The 22454-nt window shown below is 57.4% G+C and carries 24 protein-coding genes; 16 read left to right on the top strand and 8 right to left on the bottom strand.

What is annotated here, in order from left to right:
- Positions 1-195 precede the first annotated feature (195 nt).
- On the top strand, positions 196-453 hold the full coding sequence (locus tag NK8_RS02325) for a hypothetical protein (RefSeq protein WP_213227159.1): 258 nt from the start codon (positions 196-198) through the stop codon (positions 451-453).
- 130 nt (positions 454-583) lie between these two features.
- On the opposite strand, the gene NK8_RS02330 is transcribed toward NK8_RS02325, so the two are convergent.
- Positions 584-1048 carry a response regulator gene (locus NK8_RS02330; RefSeq protein WP_213227161.1) on the bottom strand — a complete coding sequence of 155 codons (465 nt, stop codon included), beginning with the start codon at positions 1046-1048 and terminating at the stop codon, positions 584-586.
- Positions 1049-1319: 271 nt separating this feature from the next.
- Here NK8_RS02330 and NK8_RS02335 point away from each other — a divergent pair, with 271 nt between their 5' ends.
- Entirely contained in the window at positions 1320-1718 is a 399-nt protein-coding gene (locus NK8_RS02335; RefSeq protein ID WP_213227163.1) for a response regulator transcription factor, read from the top strand.
- Between the two features lie 47 nt (positions 1719-1765).
- On the opposite strand, the gene NK8_RS02340 is transcribed toward NK8_RS02335, so the two are convergent.
- Together NK8_RS02340 and NK8_RS02345 are read right to left on the bottom strand one after the other, a co-directional pair.
- Complete coding sequence (locus NK8_RS02340; RefSeq protein WP_213227165.1) at positions 1766-2179, bottom strand: NUDIX hydrolase; 414 nt, start codon at positions 2177-2179, stop codon at positions 1766-1768.
- 566 nt (positions 2180-2745) lie between these two features.
- A complete protein-coding gene (locus NK8_RS02345) occupies positions 2746-3006 on the bottom strand; it encodes a hypothetical protein (RefSeq protein ID WP_213227167.1) in 261 nt (86 codons plus the stop codon).
- Between the two features lie 151 nt (positions 3007-3157).
- Between NK8_RS02345 and NK8_RS02350 the strand changes: the two genes are divergently transcribed.
- Positions 3158-3418 carry a PepSY domain-containing protein gene (locus NK8_RS02350; protein ID WP_213227169.1) on the top strand — a complete coding sequence of 87 codons (261 nt, stop codon included), beginning with the start codon at positions 3158-3160 and terminating at the stop codon, positions 3416-3418.
- A gap of 60 nt (positions 3419-3478) precedes the next feature.
- Here NK8_RS02350 and NK8_RS02355 read toward each other — a convergent pair whose 3' ends face one another.
- From NK8_RS02355 to NK8_RS02370, 4 genes are all read right to left on the bottom strand, one after another.
- A complete protein-coding gene (locus tag NK8_RS02355) occupies positions 3479-3730 on the bottom strand; it encodes a hypothetical protein (protein WP_213227171.1) in 252 nt (83 codons plus the stop codon).
- A gap of 23 nt (positions 3731-3753) precedes the next feature.
- A complete protein-coding gene (locus NK8_RS02360) occupies positions 3754-4533 on the bottom strand; it encodes a hypothetical protein (protein ID WP_213227173.1) in 780 nt (259 codons plus the stop codon).
- Between the two features lie 930 nt (positions 4534-5463).
- Positions 5464-6318 carry a GNAT family N-acetyltransferase gene (locus NK8_RS43645; protein WP_213227175.1) on the bottom strand — a complete coding sequence of 285 codons (855 nt, stop codon included), beginning with the start codon at positions 6316-6318 and terminating at the stop codon, positions 5464-5466.
- A gap of 822 nt (positions 6319-7140) precedes the next feature.
- Positions 7141-8094, bottom strand: coding sequence for a LysR family transcriptional regulator (locus NK8_RS02370; protein ID WP_213227177.1), 954 nt, complete (start codon positions 8092-8094; stop codon positions 7141-7143).
- Positions 8095-8431: 337 nt separating this feature from the next.
- Here NK8_RS02370 and NK8_RS02375 point away from each other — a divergent pair, with 337 nt between their 5' ends.
- From NK8_RS02375 to NK8_RS02415, 9 genes are all read left to right on the top strand, one after another.
- Entirely contained in the window at positions 8432-9739 is a 1308-nt protein-coding gene (locus NK8_RS02375; RefSeq protein WP_213227179.1) for a cation:dicarboxylase symporter family transporter, read from the top strand.
- Between the two features lie 20 nt (positions 9740-9759).
- On the top strand, positions 9760-10320 hold the full coding sequence (locus NK8_RS02380; protein ID WP_213227181.1) for a carboxymuconolactone decarboxylase family protein: 561 nt from the start codon (positions 9760-9762) through the stop codon (positions 10318-10320).
- A gap of 10 nt (positions 10321-10330) precedes the next feature.
- On the top strand, positions 10331-11164 hold the full coding sequence (locus NK8_RS02385) for an SDR family NAD(P)-dependent oxidoreductase (RefSeq protein ID WP_225936191.1): 834 nt from the start codon (positions 10331-10333) through the stop codon (positions 11162-11164).
- Complete coding sequence (locus NK8_RS02390; RefSeq protein ID WP_213227183.1) at positions 11164-11991, top strand: amidohydrolase; 828 nt, start codon at positions 11164-11166, stop codon at positions 11989-11991. The genes NK8_RS02385 and NK8_RS02390 overlap by 1 nt, the downstream gene beginning before the upstream one ends.
- 8 nt (positions 11992-11999) lie before the next feature.
- Entirely contained in the window at positions 12000-13301 is a 1302-nt protein-coding gene (locus NK8_RS02395; protein WP_213227185.1) for an MFS transporter, read from the top strand.
- Positions 13298-14233 carry an SMP-30/gluconolactonase/LRE family protein gene (locus NK8_RS02400; protein ID WP_213227187.1) on the top strand — a complete coding sequence of 312 codons (936 nt, stop codon included), beginning with the start codon at positions 13298-13300 and terminating at the stop codon, positions 14231-14233. Before NK8_RS02395 ends, NK8_RS02400 begins: the two co-directional genes overlap by 4 nt.
- 41 nt (positions 14234-14274) lie before the next feature.
- Positions 14275-15090 carry an extracellular solute-binding protein gene (locus NK8_RS02405; protein WP_213227189.1) on the top strand — a complete coding sequence of 272 codons (816 nt, stop codon included), beginning with the start codon at positions 14275-14277 and terminating at the stop codon, positions 15088-15090.
- A 74-nt stretch (positions 15091-15164) separates the two neighbouring features.
- Positions 15165-16040, top strand: coding sequence for an alpha/beta fold hydrolase (locus NK8_RS02410; protein WP_213227191.1), 876 nt, complete (start codon positions 15165-15167; stop codon positions 16038-16040).
- Positions 16041-16095: 55 nt separating this feature from the next.
- On the top strand, positions 16096-16977 hold the full coding sequence (locus NK8_RS02415) for an alpha/beta fold hydrolase (protein ID WP_213227193.1): 882 nt from the start codon (positions 16096-16098) through the stop codon (positions 16975-16977).
- Positions 16978-17309: 332 nt separating this feature from the next.
- On the opposite strand, the gene NK8_RS02420 is transcribed toward NK8_RS02415, so the two are convergent.
- The gene (locus NK8_RS02420) at positions 17310-18215 is read right to left on the bottom strand and encodes a DMT family transporter (RefSeq protein ID WP_213227195.1); all 906 of its coding nucleotides are present in this window, start codon (positions 18213-18215) and stop codon (positions 17310-17312) included.
- Between the two features lie 357 nt (positions 18216-18572).
- Between NK8_RS02420 and NK8_RS02425 the strand changes: the two genes are divergently transcribed.
- The 4 genes from NK8_RS02425 to NK8_RS02440 all read left to right on the top strand — a co-directional run bounded on the left by NK8_RS02425 (position 18573) and on the right by NK8_RS02440 (position 22436).
- Positions 18573-19298 (top strand): haloacid dehalogenase type II, encoded by a 726-nt coding sequence (locus tag NK8_RS02425; RefSeq protein ID WP_213227197.1) that lies wholly within the window; start codon positions 18573-18575, stop codon positions 19296-19298.
- Between the two features lie 113 nt (positions 19299-19411).
- Positions 19412-20155 (top strand): haloacid dehalogenase type II, encoded by a 744-nt coding sequence (locus NK8_RS02430; RefSeq protein ID WP_213227199.1) that lies wholly within the window; start codon positions 19412-19414, stop codon positions 20153-20155.
- A 28-nt stretch (positions 20156-20183) separates the two neighbouring features.
- Positions 20184-20672, top strand: a complete 489-nt coding sequence (locus NK8_RS02435) for an Lrp/AsnC family transcriptional regulator (RefSeq protein ID WP_213227201.1) — start codon at positions 20184-20186, stop codon at positions 20670-20672.
- A gap of 627 nt (positions 20673-21299) precedes the next feature.
- A complete protein-coding gene (locus NK8_RS02440; RefSeq protein WP_213227203.1) occupies positions 21300-22436 on the top strand; it encodes a porin in 1137 nt (378 codons plus the stop codon).
- Positions 22437-22454 lie beyond the last annotated feature (18 nt).

Genomic DNA, 22454 nt, shown 5'->3' on the forward strand with positions numbered 1-22454 from the left:
TTTCCTTCTTACTAATTTTTGAGCCGTCAAGGGAGAATGTGCTGCAGGCTCCCTCGAGTCTGTATGCGCCGGCGGATTAGACAAAAGGCGGCCAAACTTATTTTGCGCATTGCCGACTCCAACTTGCCCGGAAATGTTATCAACCTACCTTCTGGCGTGGGAAAATAGTACGTCGCGTGAGGAAGGCGAGACGACATGTTGACGAACGAAGGCGCTGATGACGCTGAAATCATCATTCGACCTGCCGAAGGCGGGGTCTGGCATGTCGAGATTCCCCATGAAGGCAGTGTAGTCGTCAAGGTTGCGAACAACCAAGATGAAGCGCTTTTGCTGGCGAGAAGCCTGTGTCCTGGATTCCAAATCCGCTTCTTGCCGGCAGGTGAGTCTTCCGAGACCCTTCACGACGACCTGTCTCGTGCAAATAAGCCGCACGGGAGAATCGACTCTGCCTGAAAAGCCGGGCTGAAGTTCTCCGCGGCATCCGAACGTGGTAGAGAGAAGAAGAATAAGAACGCGTGAGAGGACCTTGGCTGCAGACCTCACCCGTCTTCTCGGCCATCAAACCGTCCGACGGTTAATTCCCTCAAATGGGCGTGGAGTGCGCGGCGTGTGGACGGAAGCGTGGAGGCGCTTCGTTCAAATGGCCCCACATAGACCGGATACTGGCGACGTCGCGGCGAAACTCGCCAAAGTCCGCGGCTTTGACTATGTATCCGTTGATTCCGAGTTCGTAGGCGCGAACGATGTCCAACTCTTCGCGTGAAGACGTTAGTGCAATCACCGGGATGTGTCGAAATTCGGGGGCCGCACGCATGGCAGCGAGGACCTCAAGCCCCGTCACGCGAGGCATTTTTATATCGAGCAGAACAAAATCGGGGTGACCTGCTGGCCGCGAACTGAACTGGCCGCGGTGGTTCAGGTAGTCCAGTGCCTCCTGACCGTCATCGACTGAAACAATGGGCTGTCTTGTATTGCAGCGCTCAAGGGCGAGATGAAGGAGCTCAAGGTCACTTGGGTTATCTTCGGCTACAAGAATCGGGCGATTCATTTTTCAACGTGAATAGGTTGTCCTTGCTTGCCATTTTACGCTTTGGTGGATATACCCGCCCCGGGTCTACTCTAGCCGTACTGTTGCGGGGGATGGGTCGAAGTCTCAGTCAAAACTTCCGGTCTGCGAACCTGAAAAGTGGAAATCGCTACCTGCGATGCCACTAAAGCGATGCCCGAAAGGCAAAGGAAAAGCGTCTGCTTTGCTAGATGCGGCTCGGGCATGCGCCATGCGGCGCATTCAAAATCATATAGCTTTCCGAGGCCCAAGAATGTCGTTCTCTGATGGTCCTCTGACATCGCGTTCGCCCGCTGTGTTGCTTATCGACGATGAGCCGGACATTCGGAATGTCTGGGCGATGGTGCTCGGGATGGAAGGCTTGACGGCAAGCACCGCGGCGAATGGACGAGAGGGGCTGGAGAAGGCACGCAACCTTCGGCCCGATGTAGTCATCTGCGATTTCATGATGCCTGGATTAAACGGGCTCGAGGTCTGTCGCCTGATACGGGAAGACGTTTCACTGAAGGATGTCGCGGTCATCTTGTGGTCAGCGGCACGAGGCATTGATGCTGACGGCTGTGCCGACCTGGTCGTCGAGAAGCCCGTGCACATCGAAGCTTTCCTTGCGGACATCAAATCGCTCGCCCGCCGAAGCGCGGAAGAGAATTGACCGGTATGTTCCGTGAGCAGCCTCGCAATCGCGGCTCAAAGCCTTGGCTACGCTGCTGCCATGTCAATGGCCTCCTTGAGCGGAACGCGACGGTGGGTCTGCGCCTGCCTCAGAAAAATCTCCGCAATCCCCTTGGTTGGAATGCTCGCCTCCATGCGGCGTAACTCCTCTAGACGGCACCATTTGCATCGCGCAATTTCGTTCGCGGGTACCGGCTCCGCCTCGGGACCAACGCGCGCGATGAACACAAAGTGCCGAGTCTGCAAGCCGCGAAACTGGAACGCATATCGGACATGCACCGCATCGAGCCCCGTCTCTTCTTTCAGCTCGCGAACGGCTGCATCGGAGAACTCCTCGCCGGGCTCCGCTCGGCCGCCGGGAAAGGCCCACCGACCTCGTGCTCGTGCGACGAGGAGAACTCGTCCATCGCGCTCACAAATGACCGTCGCTCTGCGTTTCATAGACTCAGCGTTTAGTTGGACGTGCAGGCCGGCTTCACTCGTCATTGCCAACAAAGGCGGGACCATGAATGACGGGCGGCCAAATTCCGAATGATATAGCCTAGAGACTTCTGAGGTTCTTTCGCGAGCTCCGTAATGAAGTCGCGCTCAGGCATCGAAATCAGCTTGCCGGCCGCCATACTCGGCACGGCCTGCCTTATATCTCTGCCGACCCTAGTGTTGGCTTTACTCTGGCTCTTCGTCGGAGCGGTCTGCATCGGGCATCGCGACCTGGAGAGCTTTCCTACCGATGGAGTTCCAAGCCGTTGGCGGACCGGTGCCCGCGGTTGGATTCTCTGGATTTATCACATCGCGTGGTGGCCTTGGTACATGCGAGCGGAGATATTGCAACTCCTCCGCACCGTCAAGGCACGGCTCTCGAAGCCCTCGCGGCGTGCGAAGTCGGAGGACGTGCCGGACGACAAGTCCGAATCGCATTAGAACCAGGGCCGTAAGGTCAGCTCAATCAGACGTGGTGGTCAGTGCCAGTATGCCCGGCTGAAGGTCGCTCTGGTCTCGTCTAATGCTCACGCCAGGAGGTCATCCAGCATTCTGTTGGCGGCATCGACACCCGCTGACAGGGCGGCCGACTCATTGTCGAAGGCGTTTCCGCTGTCATCGCCCAGCATCAAGGGTGGGAACACTGGAGCGGCCATAGACGATAGAGAAATTGAAACGACCGCTACGAACCCGGCCGTGATAGGACGCGTCGATTCAATGACTGCACCGTGGAAATCCTGCACATGTACGTTCAGCGCGTATGGCTCGCGCGCCCAAAAAGTCTGCATGTTCGCCTCCATTCTGACGAAAAACGCGCGACCGGGACCGACCGGAATCACGGCTGCCCGGACATTAAAGTCGGCTGATCAGCGTGTCAAGTCGAGAAGTTGGCGAGGAACAAACCTTGCGGGTAGCCACGATTCCAACGCAGGAGAATCTATGACTACAGGGAAACTACGCACATTTGTTGCGGCGGCGATACTCGCGGGGGCGTCGGTGGCGTATGCCGACACGCCCGGACCGGACTGGATGCCGAAGGAGCAAGCGATACAAAAGCTCGGCGAGCAAGGCTACGCGAACGCTTATTTGAAGGCAGACGACGGTCACTGGGAAGGCGAAGCGACGAAAGGCGGGCGAATCTACGAGTTGCATGTCGACCCACATTCCGGCGCAATTACCAAGAGCGAGCCGAAGCACTGACAGCATGTAGACGCACGCGCGCCGGAGGCGGATAAACTCTTCGTCACCTTCTCTTCCGCGCTACGGCTTGAGGTCAGGCCACGCCTTCGCTTGGGCGAGCCAAGCTTCCTCCGAGCCCTCCGGCGCCAGGTAATCGTCGCAAACGGCGATAGCTCGCGTCACATCTGTCGATTCAGCGTCGCTCCGGGCCAATAGCTCTTTGCGCCACATCAGGACGTCCTCGCGCCCTCGATGGTTCATCTCCCAAACCATCCAGTCAAGAAGGTGGACAAGTTCTCGGCTGGGGATTTCGGTCAGTTCTGTGCTGGTCATGACTCTTCCTTCGTTTGGCAGCATTAAGCGTTTCGGCTGCAAATCTCCGAAGCCGTATTTGCAATCATTCGTGTGCTCCATTGCACGAGCATCGACAGCACTAGCGCGATGCCGAAAGCAATACTAATGCCGTGGATGGGCAGCAGAACGGCGAGCGCCAGACAGAATGCGGCAAAAGAGAATCGGCCCAGTACCATGCCTCGCAGCAACGAAACAACAAATTCTGAACCGTGAGCACGGTGCGATGATACCGACAGGATGCTTCCGAGCAGTGGAAAGACCGCGAGCAAGCCACTCCACTTCGGCCCGACCGCGGCAGCTAGGTAGGTGACTACCAACGTGAGCAAAGCACCCAGGACCATCCGCATAGTCAAGTCTCGACGTCGAAGCGGTAGTCCCGGTGTCTCGACTGTGCTGCGCGGAAGAAATCGCTGACCGATTACGACCGCCGCAAGCGCGACACCGATGCACCACGGCAGAGTAGCGGGCAATTTGGACAGCGCAGATGCGACTAAGAGCCAGCAGACAAGGGCTAGCGCAAAAGCCGTCGGCCATCTCGCCGTTCGGCACGCCCACCCGTAAGCGAAGTTGAACGCCTCAGAAGCGCAGATTGCCGACACAGAAAGCATCGCCGCCTGCGCAGCAAATTCCGGCCCCTTCTCCATTGCAAGCAGAAAGAGTATCGGCCCGGCCACAACGGGAAAGCCGCCGAGCCATCCCGCCGCCTTGGGTCCCCACCATTTGCCCGACATCGAGATGAACCAGAGGAAAGCGGGGACTAGAGCGAGCTTCAGAACAAGCATGAAATGGCTCGTACGTTAAAGATGAATTTTATCGACTTCGACCAGAACCTTGCGCTCAGCGAAATCGCGACGAGTGCGGTTGTCGGCACCGGCCGAATAGCTTGACAGTTGGATGGTCAAACTCAGACGAAGCGGGCGGTAGCCGTAGACGCGCGCTCGTATCGCCCTACTGCTGCTCAGCAAATATTTCGTCGAAATTCTCTCGCGTAGGCCGAGACTTTTCTCGAATTCCTGGGCCGCGGGCAAATCATGGCCCTGTCAGCGACGTATCCATTGGGCAGCCTACCTATTTGGTCAGCTGCCGCATGGCTGGTCGGACATCAACGACGGCGGCTGTGGGATAACCGGTACCGTGGGATAGTCTTGAGACACCGGATAGGGTGGCGAAGTGAGCGCCCTGAGACGAACGGCTGACGGGCGACGCTGGCTCCGAGGGGCATCTCATGATGCTATGGAACGTGTCTGAAGGCCTGGCTTAGGATAATGCTGGGCTCTACTCCACCAAGGGGCATTCAAAAAGCGAAATATGTAAGCAGCACGGTTAACCTCGCAACCCACCTCCCGGGAAGAAAATATGGTGCGACAGTCGTGGCTCAATGGGCAGCTGTCGGCCCGGTCGCGGCGCACTTCAGAGAAGGCGGCATCCTAACGCGAACCCTTAGCCGATTAAAGTTCATCGTTCACACTGCCGTAATTCAGAGCGCCTTCAACTTCAGAACAAAAAAATGCGCGCTTTTATCTCCTTGGCAGTTGCGGTTCGAGCTTGGTTCTCCTCTCCGGTTGCTCGACGACTCAGGATGTCAAGACGGGGACCGCAGGTCAAGAGCGCGGCGTTGTCCACCGCTTGCTTCACGCCTCACGGAGGCAGAGCGTCGGATATGGATGCCGCATATGTCGATTTGCCCGACGCAGCATAATAGGATTTGCTCCTTAGCAAAGGGAATGACTAATTATTGCGACTTGCGTTACTTGCGGGTCGGACGGAAGCAAGCCGTTCCTCGACATCTTGATAACAGTATCGACATGTTCCAAACCGAGGCCTCTCACCTGGTCAGCGAGAGTTTGGATACCAGGTATGTCGATACGGACAAGCTTACTCGTGTAACGCCGAAGCAAGTAGTTGATTAGCATCATACCGTTCGTCGAGTCACAACTGGCGGACGTAATGACTGGCCCAATCGCGAACCCCCGACCAAAACGTCGAATTAAGGCGAAGCCGATTAGAACGCCGTCACTGTCTAGCGCTATGCCATTAGCAATCTTAAGCACCGAAGGAAGCAGTTGGCGCCGGTCGAGCCCGCTCGCTTGCGAAGATAGTTCAGCAAGACGCGCGGCGTCGCTCGCACACAGCGGCCGGAACCGAAGACCCTTCGTCGGAAAGCATTCTGGCGCGTGATGAACTGCACCCTGATATTGCTCAACGTGACCAATTTCCCGAAAGCCCAGCTGTTCGTAGTCCCGCACCTTCGCCTCCGGGGCGTTGAGAACTACGGTCCTTCCCAGCGTCGCGCCAGCTATATGTTCCATCAGGCGACGTTCCACCGTCGATTTGTTCAGCTCGGTTGACCCAGTTACCAGTCCGACCGTTGCCGCGCTAGCGCCGCAATCCCAATGAACGGCAGTTCCGACAACGCGTCCGGAATGCTCCGCCACATGCACATGTCCTGTCTCCGCGGCGAAGCGCCATTCTTCTATCCGATGTGGCCAGCCAAGACTTGCAGATAGCTGGTGTGCGCGCGCAAGCTCGTTCCTACGGATACGCCTAAAGTTGAGTTCTTCGGACATAACTGTTGTTTTCCCTCGTGGAGTCAAAGAAATAGTCCGAGACGGGCGCTCCCGTATAGGACGATTCAACTGTTTCCGCGCACAGGTGTGACAGGTCGTTCCGGCATTTCCCCCGGGCCCAGTGACTTGCGCATTGCTGACAGACTTGGCCGGAAGCAAATCTGGCAGAAGCGAGGGAAGCGGGCGGTACGGTTTAGCCGAGCGAAGTGGCTGGCGCCATTCCGCTTGCGCTGACCCGAGAGTGCGGCCTGAACAATCGCGACGTTGTATTGAGGTCAACGAATTTTGACTTCGAGCATCACCTCGCAAACGCAAAAGTTACGCTCGTTGCGTTGGCAGCACGTGCCGAGTTAGCGTCGAACTACTTTGTGGTCGCCGGTCGTTTGTTATCTATGCTTCTAAAAAGCTCACGCGCCAGTGAAGCCCTTTTGCAAACCCAGGAATCAAAAGGAATTTCTTATAGTTGTTGGTTGGACTCTTAACTGATTGAACTCATCACGAGAGTAAGCAGCTTTTGCATCTGTATATTCAGCCGTGGAGCGGCCAGGCGACGGAGGTGGTTGCAAATCGCGAATCAGGGTTTATACTGACCTCGTCTCCGCCATGTCTCCACTGATATGGATTCAGCCCGCTACTGAGCGGGTGCTTTTTTGGGGACACGCCAGAGTTTCAGAGGTTCGGCGGAGCCGCGACCAGGTGTTCCGCGGAAGATGTCTTTGAACGTTCCCGCCGCTGAAGCCAAGGGACTCTGCGCCGCATAGTTCCTTTGATTGTTTCGTTGCAGGCGCACCGGTGGGCTGTGCTGGATGTCGGAGCGTGTTGCTAGTGCGGCTGGTTGGCTATGTCGCTATCGAGCCAGACAATATCTTCTTTCCATTTCTCGCTACCCACAAACCCCGTTAATTTCTCTCGAAGCATCGCCATCCAGTCGGTTGCAAACCTCGATAGCGGGTTTTCACGCAGGGTAGTTATTGCGACGGTGGACCGTATAGACGGCCGCGTGATGGCTTCCGCAACCAGGTCTCCGCTTGCCACTTCATCACGAATCGCGATTGACGTGAGAATGGAATATCCAACACCTGCTTTGACGAGTTTCTTCGTGAGCGCAACACTGTCGACCTCGAGCTCCACGCGAAGACGAATGCCGTTCTGCACTGCGGCGTGTTCGATGACTCGCCGATTACTGTGCGGCATCCCGGGAAGAATGAGGGGGAGGCTGGCGAGGTCTCTTATCTGAAACCCATCCTTGGGAATCGGCGTTCCTGGCGGAGCGATTAGAATCATTGGCTCGCTGTAAAGCGGCCGAACCTGAAAGGCGTCCAAGGGTGGTTGGTTATAGACGACTGCTAAGTCGACACGGCGGTCGGCGACCCATTCTTGCAACGAACTGCTTTGTCCCTCTCGGATGTGAAGCGCGACACGCGGATACACTTCGCGAAAATCCCGCACGAGCTCAGCGCCAATGAGGGCTCCCATCGTCGGCGGCAATCCGACGGCTAGGTAGCCGCGCTCCTCGTCGGCAGTCGCGCGGACGTGTTCCCCGGTTTCACTCACCATGTTGGAAATCATCTCTGCTCGTTCGAGCAGGCGAGCGCCGGCCGCCGTGAGCCGGACACCTCGACCATGGCGTGCCAGCAATTCGACCCCAATTTCCTCTTCCAGCTTCGCTATTTGCCTGCTTAACGCGGGCTGGGCGATGTACAACTCAGCTGCCGCCCGGCTGAAACTGCCCGCGCGAGCAACATAGATAAAGCTGCGCAGCTCGCGAATGTCCATGCTCATGTCCTATGCCGTTGGAGCATAGGTTGGTATCAAAACTTGGCCTTTGTCAAGCAATCTCCGCTCACCTATGCTCTGGATTAACGAACAGAACTAAAAAATTGAACGGAGACGCAAGTGTGACGTTCCCCTCACCGGCGTGGCTAAGTTGCTTTTGGGCAACTCATCCTGAACCGGCGTTGTTCGCGATGTGGCCGTATCGCCGGCGCTGTCGCGGACCAGGACTTCTCCGCTTCTTCCAGTTTCAAGACAAAACTTCGGTACTGGTCCGAGGGCAGATGACGCGGTCACGCGTCATCTCCAAGGTACATTCGATTCGAACGTAGGAGACGAGATGAGGCGGTTAAAGCAACTACATGTGCAAGTCCTTATCGGCTTGGCTTGCGCAATCGTGTTAGGGATGGCAAAGCCTGACTGGGCGGTGGCAATGAAGCCTCTTGGAGTGGGGTTCATTGCCTTGCTCAAGATGATGCTGGCGCCCATCATTTTCTGCACGCTGGTTCAGGGCATCGCACACGTCAAAGACCTGCGCATGCTGGGACGGATGGGCGTCAAATCGCTCGTCTATTTCGAGGTGGTCAGCACTGTCGCAATGATTCTCGGATTTGTGATGGTGAACGTGTTCCAGCCGGGTGCAGGTCTCCATGCGACGAACATCGCCGAAAGCCAAGCAGCCGTCAAGGCAACTGCGAGCGCTGGCGGAATCTCTGCTGTCGACTATCTGTTAAGCCTGATTCCTCATACTCTGGTCGACGCGTTCGCAAAGGGCGACATCGTCCAGGTTCTCATAATTTCGCTGCTGGCCGGTCTCGCACTCAACATGGCGGTCGGTCCCGATTCGGTCCTTCTTCGAGGTATCGACGAAGCGCAATCGGTTCTCTTTCGCATGCTCGCTTTCATCATGAGACTTGCGCCGCTGGGAGCTTTTGGTGCAATGGCAGCAGCGATTGGTAGCTACGGTAGTGTGACGCTTATGTACCTTCTGAAGGTCATCGTGTTGTACTACGCCGCTTCTCTGCTGTTCGTGTTCGGTGTGCTTGGCAGCATTAGTTGGATGATTGGTCTCCCGTTCTTTAGCATCCTGCGGCTCATTCGCGACGAACTGCTGCTGATTTTTGGAACGGCGTCCAGCGAAGTTGCACTGCCTCGCCTTATCGAGAAACTGCAGCGTTCTGGTTGCGACGAAGCGGTGGTTGGCTTCGTTCTCCCAGCCGGCTACAGCTTTAACCTCGACGGTACGTCGATTTACATGGCGATTGCCATCGGCTTCATTGCTCAGGCAACCGACACCCCGTTTTCCCTGTGGCAGCAGCTTGGACTGTTGGCCATTCTGAGTCTCACCTCGAAGGGCGGTACCACGGTCGCAGGCGGTGCCTTCGTGAAGCTTGCAGCAACGCTCCAATCGGTCCGAACGCTCCCTCTGAGCGGCCTGGGTCTCTTGTTCGGCATCGACCGCGTAATGGCCACGGCTACTGCGCTTGTGAATGTGGTTGGTAACACCCTTGCGGTATTCACCATCGCCCGCTGGGAAGGTGCGTTCGACGCAAAGGCTTTCGAACAGGAGACTGGCGCAAGGCCCCGTCGGTTCTGCCTGCAGCAAGACAAGAGCGCTGCAACCACTGCGACTGCCCAGTCTCATTGAACTACCGAGAATCGACCCAAATGACACGTCTTTCACCCATCGACCCGGCGCAACTTGACCCTGAGCAACGCGCCGTCTACGACGCAATCGCAAGCGGTCCACGAAAAGGCGTCAGAGGCCCGCTCGCAATCTGGCTGCACCGACCGCAACTTGCCGACCGCTCCCAAGCCTTGGGTCGCTATTGCCGGTATGACAGCAGCATCCCGGCCCGTCTCTCGGAGCTTGCCATCATGTTCATGGGCCGGTACTGGCTCGCGGAATACGAATGGGCCGCGCACAAGCCTTTCGCTCTCGAGGCCGGCGTTTCGAACGAAGTCATCGACGCAATCCGGGATGGAAAGGCGCCTCCCTTCGCGAAACGGGATGAGGAACTGGTGTTCGCCTTTCTCACCGAACTGCATGAACAGCGCAAAGTGCCCGACTCTCTATACCAAGAGCTGGTGAATGAAATCGGGAAGGATGGCGTAGTCGACCTCGTTGGCATTGCCGGCTACTACACGTTGATTTCGATGACCATCAAAGTGTTCGAAGTGCCGCCCCCGGAAGGCGCCACACCGGAACTCCCCCAAGAATCGAACTGAGGAACATCAAGTGGAAACTTCACAAAATCTCTTAGATGGCCTGAATTCAGGACGCCTAAATGGAAAGGTCGCCATTGTCACGGGCGCGGGCTGCGTCGGCTCTGGATGGGGAAACGGCCGCGCGGTTGCGGTGCTCTTCGCCCAGGCAGGCGCCCGCATCTTCGCTGTCGATAAAAATCCGGACGCGATGGAAGAAACCGTACGGCGCGTGCGCGAAGTCGGTGGCGACATCACGGCGTACGGTTGTGACGTCACGGACTCGGACGCAGTTAAGGATATGGTCGAGGCATGTCGCGAGACGTACGGTCGCGTCGACGTTCTGGTGAACAACGTTGGCGGCTCGGCGGCCGGCGGACCCGTGGCCCTTTCTGAAGAGGCCTGGGACGCTCAGGTTGCCTTCAATCTCAAGAGTGTCTATCTCACTTGCAAGCACGTCCTTCCCGTTATGGAAGCGCAAGGCAGCGGTTCAATCATCAACACCGCATCGACATCCGGTATCCGCTGGACGGGCTCGGCGCAAGTCGCCTACGCAGCCTGCAAAGCTGGCGTGATTCAACTGGGCAAGGTGGTCGCAGTCGAGTACGCGAAGAAGGGCATCCGCGTGAACACCGTGGTCCCGGGCCAACTGCACACGCCGATGGTAGAAGCGCGATTGGCGGGTCAGCGGACAGGCGGCGACGTAGACAAGTTGTTGGAGACCCGGGTCGCGCGCATTCCGTTGGGCTTCATGGGTGACGGCCGCGATACGGCAAACGCCGCGTTGTTCCTTGCTTCCGACGAGGCTCGGTTTGTCACCGGCACGGAAATCATCGTAGATGGCGGCATGACGGCACGGTGCGACTGATGGACAGCCTCCACGTGAACGGTGGCCGCTGGGATTGCCACACACATATCTATGGACCTTGGGAAGATTTTCCGCTTCCAGAAAGCGCAGTGTATCGGCCTGCAGCAGCGCCGATGGCTGCACTTCTCGAAATGCATCGAAAGTTGGGCATTTCCCACGGTGTCCTGGTGCAAGCAGCCTGCTACGGGACAGACCATTCCGCGTTACTCGACGCGATTGCCGGCACGGGGGGGCGATATAAAGGCGTAGCGCTGCTCAACGGCTCTGAAAGCGACACTCATTTGGAGGCGCTCGACGCCGGAGGGGTTCGCGGTATCCGATTCAATTTCATGGGACACCTCGCCGAAGGGCAGAACATAAGCGAACTCAAGGCGCTGGCGGAGCGTGTGGGCTCATTAGGTTGGCACGTCCTGCTCCACGGCAAGCTCGGGCAGATTCTGCCTATTCTCGACAGTTGGCGGAGTTTGCGCACCACGTTGGTAATTGACCATATGTCACGTCCCGACCCTGCTCTCGAGACGGACAGAGAGGGGCTTGTGGCTTTGCACAGATACCTTGATAACGAGCGCCGTTGGATAAAGCTCTCCGGTATCGACCGCATGATGAGTGGGTCGAACGAGCCGTGGTCCCGAGCGCTTCCTCAAGTTAGAGAGTTGCTCGCGGCAGCGCCGGACCGGGCTATCTGGGGCAGTGACTGGCCTCATCCGAACATTCAAGGCGACGTGCCGGATGATTCAAAGCTTCTCGCCTTTGTCGAAGAGGTCTGCGGCGACCCCGAGGCGGCGGATGCGGTGCTTGTCCACAATCCGCGACGGCTTTATCTGTAAGGAACACCATGCGCACAACGACAATTACTCAGGAGACAGCGCGCAGCGTCGAGCAAGTTGCCTGCCGGAAGGCAGCCTTGCGAATCGTTCCGCTGCTGGCGTTTGCCTACTTTATCAACTACCTGGACAGGACGAACGTCGGCTTCGCCGCGCTAGCGATGAATCGCGACCTCGGATTGACGGCGTCCCAGTTCGGATTAGCTGCCGGTATCTTCTACGTCGGTTACTGCTTCTTCGAGGTCCCCAGCAATCTCGCGCTCTACCGGTTCGGTGCGCGGAGATGGCTTGCTCGAATCATGATTACGTGGGGCTTGTTCGCCGCTGCAACCAGTTTTGCGACCGGTGCGGTGAGTTACTCCCTGCTTCGCCTGCTCGCAGGCATCGGCGAGGCAGGATTCTTTCCCGGCGTCATCTTCTTCCTGACTCTGTGGTTTCCGGCGAGCTATCGCACGCAGATGATGGCGTGGTTCCTGGCAGCAGTGCCGCTGTCGTCGGTATTCAGCGGCCCGTTGTCCGTTTCGATGTTAAAGCTTGAGGGGTGGCTCGGACTGCATGGCTGGCAGTGGCTATTCATCCTCCAAGGTCTTCCGGCGTGCGTGCTGGGCGTCCTTTGTCTCAAAGTTTTGAGTGACTCGCCCGACAAGGCGAAGTGGCTGACACCTGAAGAGCGCTTGGCTCTGCAGACCGCTGTCGAGCGAGAACGCCCGGCGAACGCAGAGAAGCACTTCATGCGCTCGCTACTGGATTGGCGCGTGTGGCTGCTCACTGCCATCCTTTTCAGCTACATCATCGGAATTCTCGGCATTGGCGTTTGGTTGCCGACGATTTTGAAGACACACCATCTCAGCGACACGCAAATCGGGTTGTTGACCGCACTTCCCTATATTGTCGGGAGCGTGGGGATGCTTCTTTTGGGGAGGGTTTTGGCGCGCTCGCAACGCTACGTCAAGCATCTCGCCCTGACCTGCGGACTGGCTGCAATTGGCTTCTTCTGTTCAGTGGTCTCCGATGAACTGGTTCCTGCGATGGTCGGCTTGACCATCGCACTCATTGGCCTCTCATCGGTGCGTACGTGCTTCTACAGCATTCCGGCGACGTTTCTAGGAAAAGAAGCAGCAGCCGGAGGGCTGGCGTTCATCAATTCGGTCGGTAGCCTTGGCGGCCTGGTTGGCCCCTACATGGTCGGCTGGCTGAAGGACACCACGGGTTCTTTCAAGGCTGGTCTCATCGGAATGGGCGCGATGCTTGTCCTGGCGACCTTTCTGACTGTTGTTCTGCTGGTCATTATGAAGAGAAAGGACGCAAGATGAATACGTGGCAGCCAAGTTTGAGGACCCCCGACCCTGCAATTCGCATCCTGGACAAGCGATTCGAACATTACCGCCTGGCGCATGCAAAGGTTGAGCGCCTGTGGACAGGGTGTCGCTGGGCAGAGGGACCCGTGTGGTTCGGTGACGCTGGCGTCCTTTATTGGACTGACCTGCCGAATGACCGAATCCTGAAATGGGATGAAGCCACGGAGCAGGCTTCCACGTGGCGGGCGCCGTCAAGCAAAGCGAATGGCATGACTCGCGACCGTCAAGGCCGACTCATCGTTTGTGAACATGGGACAAGGCGCGTCACTCGCACTGAATACGACGGCCGCGTCACCGTGCTCGCCGATAGGTTCGAAGGGAAGCAGCTCAACTCGCCAAATGATGTCGTCGTGACACGTGACGGCTCCATCTGGTTCACGGACCCGCCGTTTGGCCTCGTGAGCGACTACATGGGGAAACAGGGGAGGCCCGAGTTGAAGGCCTGTGTCTATCGGATTGACGCGCAGAGCGGTCAGATTGAGTGCGTCGCAGACGACATCGAAGGTCCGAACGGGCTCGCTTTCTCACCTGACGAGCGAACGCTGTATGTCGTCGCATCACGAGCTCGGCCGCGAACAATCATGGCGTTCGATGTTATTGACAACAGCAAGCTCGGGCGCGGCCGGGTCCTTATCGACGCGAAGGACGGCACTCCCGATGGCTTCAGAGTCGACGTCGACGGGAACCTCTGGTGCGGTTGGGGCACGGGCAGCGATGAGCTTGACGGCGTACGAATCTTCGCGCCCGACGGTACGGCCATTGGACACATTGCGCTGCCTGAGCGCTGCGCAAATCTATGCTTCGGCGGCAGAGACAACAATCGCCTGTTCATGGCATCGACGACCTCCGTGTACGCACTGTTCGTGAATACGCGTGGCGCCGTCTGAGCAGTATTGAATCGAAAATCCACAAGGTAAGGAGACAATCAATGGCAATCGAAACAAAAAAGTGGGCTATCCGTGCATCAATGCTGGCGCTGGCTTGCACGGCCACGTTGAGCGGTACAGCCCACGCCGAGGATATACACGTGCTTGCAACGGGCGCACTTTCCGCCGCGTTCAAGCAACTTGTACCCGCGTTCGAACGCGATACTGGGAATCACCTTCTAATCTCGTGGGGTCCCTCCTATGGAACCTCGCCAGACGCTCTGCCCATGAGAATCAAGAGCGGCGAGCCGATGGATGTCTGCTTCATGATTGGCGCCGCGCTCGACGAGCAAATCAAACAGGGAGTGTTCGTTCCGGACACGAAGGCTGATATTGCCGAATCAGCAGTCGGGGTCGCTGTACGTGCCGGCATTCCAAAGCCGGACGTATCGACGCCGGAGAAGCTGAAGCAGGCTCTGCTGTCGGCCAAGTCTGTCGCCTTTTCTGAGGGTGCGAGTGGAACCTACATTACGGGAACGCTCTTTCCAAAGCTCGGTATCGCTGAGCAGATGAAGCAGAAGAGTGTACTTATAAAAGGGCGCGAACTTGTTGGGGCAGCGCTTCAGCGAGGAGATGCCGACCTGGGACTTCAGCAAATCAGCGAACTGAAAGCATTCAAGGAGATTCGATTCGTCGGCCCTCTCCCGCGCGAAGTTCAGAAGGTCAGTGTCATTTCTGCCGCAATTGCGAAAAACGCCCAACAGGCTGAAGCCGCAAAAGCCTTCATTGGGTATTTGAAGTCGAAGAATGCGGTGGCAATCTTCGACAGCACCGGACTTGAGCAACCACAGTCGCAAGCACAGGCAACGGCGAACTAGGGAGGCAGAGCAACGAGCCGATAGGAATTCACTTAACAATATAAGTACAACTACTAGAAATAGGAGATAACCTCATGGATGTAAGAGGGAGTTTCATTGCTCTTTCGTGTACGTGTCTTGCATTCGGGTGCGCTTCTCACTTGCCGTCGAGCGCTGCACCCGAGCACCTGGTAACCACACACGGAACTGTAACGATTGAGACTATCGGTCAAGGTAAGGGGCCGGTAATTGTCCTTCTCCCGTCCCTCGGAAGGGGAGCGGCAGACTTTGATGAAGTCGCTGCATACCTCGAGCGTGACGGCTTTACGGTGCTGAGGCCTCAGCCGAGAGGTATCGGCGCGAGCGTAGGTCCTCTCACTGACGTCAATATGCACGACTTTGCTGCCGACGTCGCCTCGGTGCTGGATGAGCAAAAGACAGGCGCAGTCGTCGTTGTCGGGCATGCGTGGGGAAGTCAACCAGCACGCATGTTGGCCGTGGACCGTCCGGACCTCGTTCGGGGATTAGTCATGGCGGCCGCGTCGGCTGGAAAACTACCTCCCGGTTCAAACGAGAAACCGTACGGTAGGCTTCGGGACGCGATTGACGGCTCCGGAAATCTCTCACTACCGGAGGCGCAGCGGCTCAAATATCTGCAGCAAGCGTTCTTCGCGCCGGGGCATGATGCGCGGCCTTGGTTGAGCGGTTGGTACCGCGCGACTCATGAAGCCGAAGCGCACGCGAGAAATGTCACGCCGGTCGATGCGTATTTCGCGGGTGGGACGGTTCCCATTCTTGACCTCCAAGGTCAATACGACGCTGTTGTCGTCCCCAATGTTTTCAAGCCGATGTTGGGGGACCGCGTGACAGTGGAGGTGGTTGCGAACGCAGCCCATGCGATGGCTCCCGAGCAACCGCAGGCTATGAGCGACGCCATCGCGCGCTTTGCACACCAGATGTACAGGCAGTAAGCGGCAGCTGATGCTAACGAATCAGCTTTGTGAAATAGGTCAAGGAATGGCTCTCATGAAATTCTCGAAAAGCGGTCTCGCAGCAATCATTCTCTCCGTGTCTGTAAGCGCCTTTGCGGCAGCCGGCGGTGCAAAAATCACTGACGACGTTGTCAAACATGGAAATGTTCAGATTGAGGTCCTGAGCCAAGGCAAGGGACCGACCATCGTTATGCTTCCGTCCCTGGGCCGCTCGGTGCGCGACTACGACCAGGTGGCGCAATATCTCGTCGAGGATGGGTTCCGTGTGCTGCGCCCCGAGCCTCGCGGTGTCGGCAAGAGCAAAGGGCCGATGGAAAACCTCAGCGTTCACGATTTTGCGTCTGATGTCGCAATGGTCATCGATGAAAAGAAGGCTGGCCCGGTCGTCGTGGTCGGGCACGCGTGGGGTAATTTCGCCGCACGTCAATTGGCTGCCGACCGCCCAGACCTTGTGAAGGGGGTCGTGGTGGCGGCCGCCTCGGCAGGCAAAGTTCCGCCTGGTTCGACAGAAAAGCCTATCAACGCGGAAATGCGCAAGGCGATTGATGGTGCTGGAGACCTCAAGCTTCCCGAAGCACAACGGCTGCAGTATCTGAAGGAAGCGTTCTTCGCACCTGGGAACGACCCTGGCGTGTGGCTCGGCGGCTGGCATCCTGAGACCCACGAAGCAGAGGGACATGCGCGTAACACTACTCCCGTCGACGACTACTTTGCAGCCGGCACTGCACCGATTCTCGACCTGCAAGGAGAGAACGATGCGGTGGCGCCTCGCCGGTTCTCGCAAGTGCTTAAGAACATGCTCGGAGACCGAGTGACTGTTGTGGTGCTACCAAACGCAGGTCATGCCATGGCGCCGGAGCAGCCGAAAGCAATGGCCGACGCAATATCGACCTTCGCGAAGCGAGTCAACCACTAATTGATTTCGGATGTTCGAGCGGCGGAGCGCGCCGTGCGTCCGCTCCGTCCGCAAGAGCTGTCAACACTTTCAACGGCACAGATATGGATTCGAGGGTTCAGCGGCCGGTGATGCGTTTGATGCGCGGCGCCGGGCGCTCACATTAGGTTCGGCTGCTTGTGGCTTGGTCAGCTTGTGGCGGACACCCCTCTGCTCGGGCCACAGGGAACGCTTCACTCTTGAAGTTAAGCGGCGGCGAGAATGCATCATTGAAAGCGCCAGCAATGGCTTCGCTTGCACCACGCAAGGCTTTGATGCTGCGGACCACTCCGCAGAGATTCCGGCAACCTAGCTCAGACCCCTACCGGAGCATCATCGTCCGCTGCAGCGGAGGTGACTTTCTTCCTTCCAGCGCGTGCCACGACTACCGAGGCAGCGACCATTGCAACGCCTACCCATAGCGTGGCCGGTAAAGGCTGAGTCGTATTGAGCGCAAGGAACACAGTGGACAGGACAGGCGTTGCGTAGCTCAATGCGGTCGTCAATCCCGTGTTCGCTCGCTTCATGCCGAAATCCCAAAGATAAAAAGCCATCCCCATTGGTCCGAGACCCATATAGATGAGAACCGCCCAGTCTTGGACGTTCAGTCCAGGTGCTCTTCCTGAAACGAAGTGCAGGGCGAGACACGCCAGTCCCGCAGGAAGCGAAAACGCTCCAACAGAGAGGCTTGAGACCTCGCGGTAGCGTTTGCCGAGGACCGAGTAGGCAGCCCATGCGAACGCAGAGACCAGCGCAAGGAGATAGGCAACGACTTCATTGAACAGTTGTCGTTCGACGACGCCGATAACGGCGCTCGCTGTTGACGGCTGCTGAACTGACCAGCAGGCGGCCGCTGCACCTCCGAAACCGAGAAGCGCACTGAGAAGCATAGTCCTGCGCTCGCTACCTCCAGCGGACAAGCTCCCAGAAAGACACACAATAATGACGGGCCATAGGTAATGCACCAGGCTAACGCCAATCGGGTCCCCCAGCTGAAGCGCGAAGAAGTAAATGACGTGGTAGATGAACATCAGCCCGGCACCCAAGAGCAGGAGACGAATCGGCAATTTCCAGTTCTTTGCCCAAGGCAGTCCGAGCAGACCTCCGAGCGTCAACGCTACTCCGTTCACGAACAGGGTTGGCGTCCCATGCAGAAGGTCGACGCTCGTGGCGAGCGTGCTCCACATTAGGACCGTCAGTGCGACGCCAAGTACGGCCATTGGTGCTCTCCCTCGAAATGCTTAGATGTTCAGGCCGCCAACTATTGGCTGTCTTCCTGCGCAAGGTAGAAGTGAAGGGCCATAATTTCGTACTTTTGAAACAGGGAAAGCGCGAAACCCGCCGTATGGCGGATGTATCGACACGGGACGCCCCGGCGCAAACTACTTGGCGAAACCAATTCGAAGAGTCCGGGAAAACCCTTGACAGGGGAGGGTGGGCGGAGCCGTCCGCAGAAACTGCTGCGAAAGCCGAACGATGCGGCAAAAGCTGCTGCCGGGTCGGCGGAGAAAAGTTCTGATTGCCGCTCGCCCTCAATACACTGTGTTCTCCATCATGGACATCTCAGAGGAGCTACTGTGGAACTGACCGACTTCAATACGCTTACCTTCGACTGCTACGGCACTTTGATTGATTGGGAAACCGGCATCTTCCAAGGACTCAAGCCGTTGCTTGAGCGCGCGAATACGCCGCTCACGCGAGACCAGGTGCTGGAGGCGCATGCCCGTCACGAGTCGTCGCAACAGAAGTACACGCCTGCGAAGCGCTACCAGGAATTGCTGCCCATCGTCTACAAGCGTCTGGCCGAGGAATGGGGTCTGCCGTTCACGCACGAAGAGTGCGTGGCCTACGGCCGCTCGGTGCAGAACTGGCCGGCATTCGAAGACAGCGCCGAAGCGCTGCAATACCTGAAGAAGCATTACAAGCTCGTCATCCTGTCGAACATCGACAACGAGAGCTTCACCTACAGTAACGCGAAGTTGAAAGTCGAGTTCGACGCCATTATCACGGCTGAAGACGTGGGCTCGTACAAGCCGTCGCCGCGCAACTTCGAATACATGCTCGAGAAACTCGGCGCCCGTGGCATCAAAAAGGAAAACATCCTTCACACGGCCGAAAGCCTGTTCCATGACCACAAGCCCGCGAACGAACACGGCCTGGCATCGTGCTGGATTTATCGCCGCCATGCTCAACCGGGGTTTGGCGCAACGATGGACCCGGGTTCGCAGCCGAACATCGACTTCCGCTTCAACAGCATGATGGACCTCGCGAAGGCGCATCAGGAAGCTTTGGCGAAGAAGTAAGACAATGGTGTCTCGTCGGCATCGGCGACGCTGTCGGTCGCGACAGTCCGGTGCGGACGAGACCATTGCTCCGGATGGATTCGAGTATCACATGACTGAACAAAGGGGGCGTTGTGGCTTTGACGGATTTCAAGGCACTCACATTTGATTGCTATGGGACGCTCATTGATTGGGAGTCCGGTATCGCATCAAATTTGTCGGAGTTGGCCTCTCGAGCGACGCTCCCGCTGGCACGGGATGACATCCTTGAGGCCCACGCTCGCCATGAAGCGCATCAGCAGAAGGTCACGCCGGCGATGCCTTACGACCGGCTCCTTCAAGTCGTCTTCAAACGACTCGCTGAAGAGTGGAACGTGCAGTATAAGTGGGACGAAGCGGTAGCATATGGCGCATCGGTCGGCGACTGGCCCGCGTTTCCGGACTCGGCGAGCACGCTTCAGTACCTGAAGAAGTATTTCAAGCTTGTTGTCGTGTCCAACGTGGACAACCGCAGCTTTCGCAAAACCAATGAGAAGCTGGCCGTCGACTTCGACGCAATCGTGACCGCGGAAGATGTGGGCTCATACAAGCCGTCGCGGAACAACTTCGAGTATCTGTTCTCTACGTTGTCTGGAATGGGCATCACGAAGGGCGATACTCTGCATGTCGCGGATAGCGTGTACCACGACCATGAACCTGCGAGCGCGCTGGGCCTCCGCTCGTGCTGGATTCAGCGCCGCTATGAGCAGCGTGGCTCGGGCGCGAACTTGAGGTACTCCGTCGAGCCTTCGGTTGACTACAAGTTCACGAGCATGGCCCAGTTGGTCAAAGCGCATCACGAAGACTTGCTCGCGGCTAGGGCAGTCGCCTTCGATTGAGACATCAGCCAATTCGAACACGCACGATATGCGACAGAAGCTCGACCGGACCGATATTAAGATTCTTGCCGAGTTGCAGAAAAACGGCAACATGACGAACGCGAACCTCGCGAATTCCGTCGGCCTGTCCGCGAGTCCATGCCTGCAACGTGTGAAGCGGCTCGAAGCTGCCGGCATCATCTCGGGCTATGGGGCCCACCTCAATCTGGCCAAGCTGACCAGTACGGTAACGGTGTTCACCGAAATCATGCTTCATGACCATCGTCGCGAGGACTTCACACGCTTCGAAGCAAACCTGCGCGACTTCGACGAAATCACGGAATGCCACTTGGTCAGCGGCGGGTACGATTACTTGCTGAAGTCGATTGTCAAGAATATCGGTCACTACCAGGATGTCATTGAAAAGCTCGTTGACCGCAACATCGGAATCGAGAAGTACTTCAGCTATATCGTTATTCGGTCACCTTTCGTCAAGCAATCGGTGCCGCTCGACAAGTTGCTGTCGGAAGACGACTAATGGAGTATTGGAACAATGACGACGGTACAGTACGTCTGTGCGACGACCAGCAGAACTCTCCACGGTAGGATGGACCAGGATGCGGCTTGGTTCGACATGAAACAAGTTGCGCATCTATTTGGAACGCGGCTCGACAAGGCAACAAAGCTGCTCTGGCAGGTTGGTGCCACCGGGGAGATTGACACCGAGCGCGATGTCCGGTGGTCTGATTGCAAACAGTGCCTTTTGAGCCACAGAGGCGTCCTGTCTGTCGGGTACCACGTGGACTACGGTCGCGCGACCGCTTTCCGGAAGTGGTGTGCTTCGGCGCCTGTGGTATTGCGAAGCTGAATCAAGCTCGCATCTGCATCTCACATCTTTCAGCTCGTCAATTCGTCTATGCCCGGACCCGGTACGTCAGTCCTTCCGGCACCCGCATCAATCGGTCCCCTGTACTTAACCTTCGAAGCGAAGGACCCTCTTTCCTACCTTTCGTCGATTGGTGTCAAAAGCCATTGAGTGAATACTGACTTCCGTCAAGGCGGATGTCTCCCGTTATCGCATCGTGCGACCGTTCTATCGTCGAACGTGCTACGGGGACGGCATGTCCGGGTGGGTCACGTATTTTCGATAGGCAGGATGGGATAAATGAAAAAGGAAGTATTGTGTGCTGCTATGCTCGTTGGTAGTGCAAACTGTATGGCTCAAAGCTCTGTCACTCTCTACGGGGCCGTAGACGACAGTTTCTCGTTCACGAACAATCAGGCCGGGTCTCAAAACTACCAGATGGTGAACGGTGGACGCGGCAGCAGCAAATGGGGCTTTCGCACAGTCGAGGACCTCGGGGGCGGGCTCAATGCCGTAGCTGTGCTCGAGAACGGCTTCGATATCAACAGCGGCAAGCTCGGAAACGGCGGTCGCCTGTTTGGACGTCAATCCTATGTCGCGTTGAACGGGCCGTTCGGTAGCCTGCGATTGGGCCGCCAGTACGACCTCATTGCTGACTCGCTGATGCCGCTCGCATCGTCGCTGAAGTTCGGTGGTGTTCTCACGACTCGAGCGGGTGATGTAGACAATGTTTGGGGTGACTACTCGGTCAGCAACACCATCAAGTACTACACGCCGGATTTCGCTGGGTTCAAATTTGGCGCTCTGTTCAGCTTAGGAGGGGTGGCAGGAAACTTCTCGCAAGGCCGTGGCGAGGGTCTTAGCTTGACGTATGCGGGTGGCCCCATCACTGCATCGGCAGCCCTGCTTCGACTGAATAACCCGGCCACCTCCCTGTACGATGCGACGGCGACGCCAACGGCCGGTGCTACGTTCACGAATCCGATTACGAATCCAACCTTCAGCGGATACGTCTCGGCCCATACGCTGCAGATTGCCGGCGGCGGTTTGAACTATTCCGTCGGCAACGCCGTCATCGGGGTCCTCTATACGAATACCCGATTCGAGGATGTGGTTCCCACAAGTTCAACGCCGTTCTCCGGCACGGCTACATTCAACAGTGTTGAGGCCAACGCCACGTACCGAATCACGCCCGCGGTCATGGTGGGTGCGGCCTATAACTATACGAAGGCCGAGACGGCGAAATACAGCCAGGTCAACGTCGGAGCGGAGTACGACCTGTCGAAACGGACGATGCTGTATGCAATCGCTGCGTGGGAGCATGCGATTGGCACAGATTCGACGGGCAAACCGGCAGTTGCGGCCATGGCCTTCGTCACGCCGTCGAGCACAAGTAATCAGGTCGTCGTGCGCGTAGGTGTGCGCCAATCCTTCTGAGTGTGGAAGAAAAAGGCC

It is taken from the genome of Caballeronia sp. NK8 (assembly GCF_018408855.1).
Lineage (GTDB): Bacteria > Pseudomonadota > Gammaproteobacteria > Burkholderiales > Burkholderiaceae > Caballeronia.

Excerpts from the sequence above, each read along its gene's own strand:
- NK8_RS02325 (WP_213227159.1), top strand. The coding sequence starts at position 196 with ATGTTGACGAACGAAGGCGCTGATGACGCTGAAATCATCATTCGACCT.
- NK8_RS02330 (WP_213227161.1), bottom strand. The coding sequence starts at position 1,048 with ATGAATCGCCCGATTCTTGTAGCCGAAGATAACCCAAGTGACCTTGAG.
- NK8_RS02335 (WP_213227163.1), top strand. The coding sequence starts at position 1,320 with ATGTCGTTCTCTGATGGTCCTCTGACATCGCGTTCGCCCGCTGTGTTG.
- NK8_RS02340 (WP_213227165.1), bottom strand. The coding sequence starts at position 2,179 with ATGAAACGCAGAGCGACGGTCATTTGTGAGCGCGATGGACGAGTTCTC.
- NK8_RS02345 (WP_213227167.1), bottom strand. The coding sequence starts at position 3,006 with ATGCAGACTTTTTGGGCGCGCGAGCCATACGCGCTGAACGTACATGTG.
- NK8_RS02350 (WP_213227169.1), top strand. The coding sequence starts at position 3,158 with ATGACTACAGGGAAACTACGCACATTTGTTGCGGCGGCGATACTCGCG.
- NK8_RS02355 (WP_213227171.1), bottom strand. The coding sequence starts at position 3,730 with ATGACCAGCACAGAACTGACCGAAATCCCCAGCCGAGAACTTGTCCAC.
- NK8_RS02360 (WP_213227173.1), bottom strand. The coding sequence starts at position 4,533 with ATGCTTGTTCTGAAGCTCGCTCTAGTCCCCGCTTTCCTCTGGTTCATC.
- NK8_RS43645 (WP_213227175.1), bottom strand. The coding sequence starts at position 6,318 with ATGTCCGAAGAACTCAACTTTAGGCGTATCCGTAGGAACGAGCTTGCG.
- NK8_RS02370 (WP_213227177.1), bottom strand. The coding sequence starts at position 8,094 with ATGGACATTCGCGAGCTGCGCAGCTTTATCTATGTTGCTCGCGCGGGC.
- NK8_RS02375 (WP_213227179.1), top strand. The coding sequence starts at position 8,432 with ATGAGGCGGTTAAAGCAACTACATGTGCAAGTCCTTATCGGCTTGGCT.
- NK8_RS02380 (WP_213227181.1), top strand. The coding sequence starts at position 9,760 with ATGACACGTCTTTCACCCATCGACCCGGCGCAACTTGACCCTGAGCAA.
- NK8_RS02390 (WP_213227183.1), top strand. The coding sequence starts at position 11,164 with ATGGACAGCCTCCACGTGAACGGTGGCCGCTGGGATTGCCACACACAT.
- NK8_RS02395 (WP_213227185.1), top strand. The coding sequence starts at position 12,000 with ATGCGCACAACGACAATTACTCAGGAGACAGCGCGCAGCGTCGAGCAA.
- NK8_RS02400 (WP_213227187.1), top strand. The coding sequence starts at position 13,298 with ATGAATACGTGGCAGCCAAGTTTGAGGACCCCCGACCCTGCAATTCGC.
- NK8_RS02405 (WP_213227189.1), top strand. The coding sequence starts at position 14,275 with ATGGCAATCGAAACAAAAAAGTGGGCTATCCGTGCATCAATGCTGGCG.
- NK8_RS02410 (WP_213227191.1), top strand. The coding sequence starts at position 15,165 with ATGGATGTAAGAGGGAGTTTCATTGCTCTTTCGTGTACGTGTCTTGCA.
- NK8_RS02415 (WP_213227193.1), top strand. The coding sequence starts at position 16,096 with ATGAAATTCTCGAAAAGCGGTCTCGCAGCAATCATTCTCTCCGTGTCT.
- NK8_RS02420 (WP_213227195.1), bottom strand. The coding sequence starts at position 18,215 with ATGGCCGTACTTGGCGTCGCACTGACGGTCCTAATGTGGAGCACGCTC.
- NK8_RS02435 (WP_213227201.1), top strand. The coding sequence starts at position 20,184 with ATGCGACAGAAGCTCGACCGGACCGATATTAAGATTCTTGCCGAGTTG.
- NK8_RS02440 (WP_213227203.1), top strand. The coding sequence starts at position 21,300 with ATGAAAAAGGAAGTATTGTGTGCTGCTATGCTCGTTGGTAGTGCAAAC.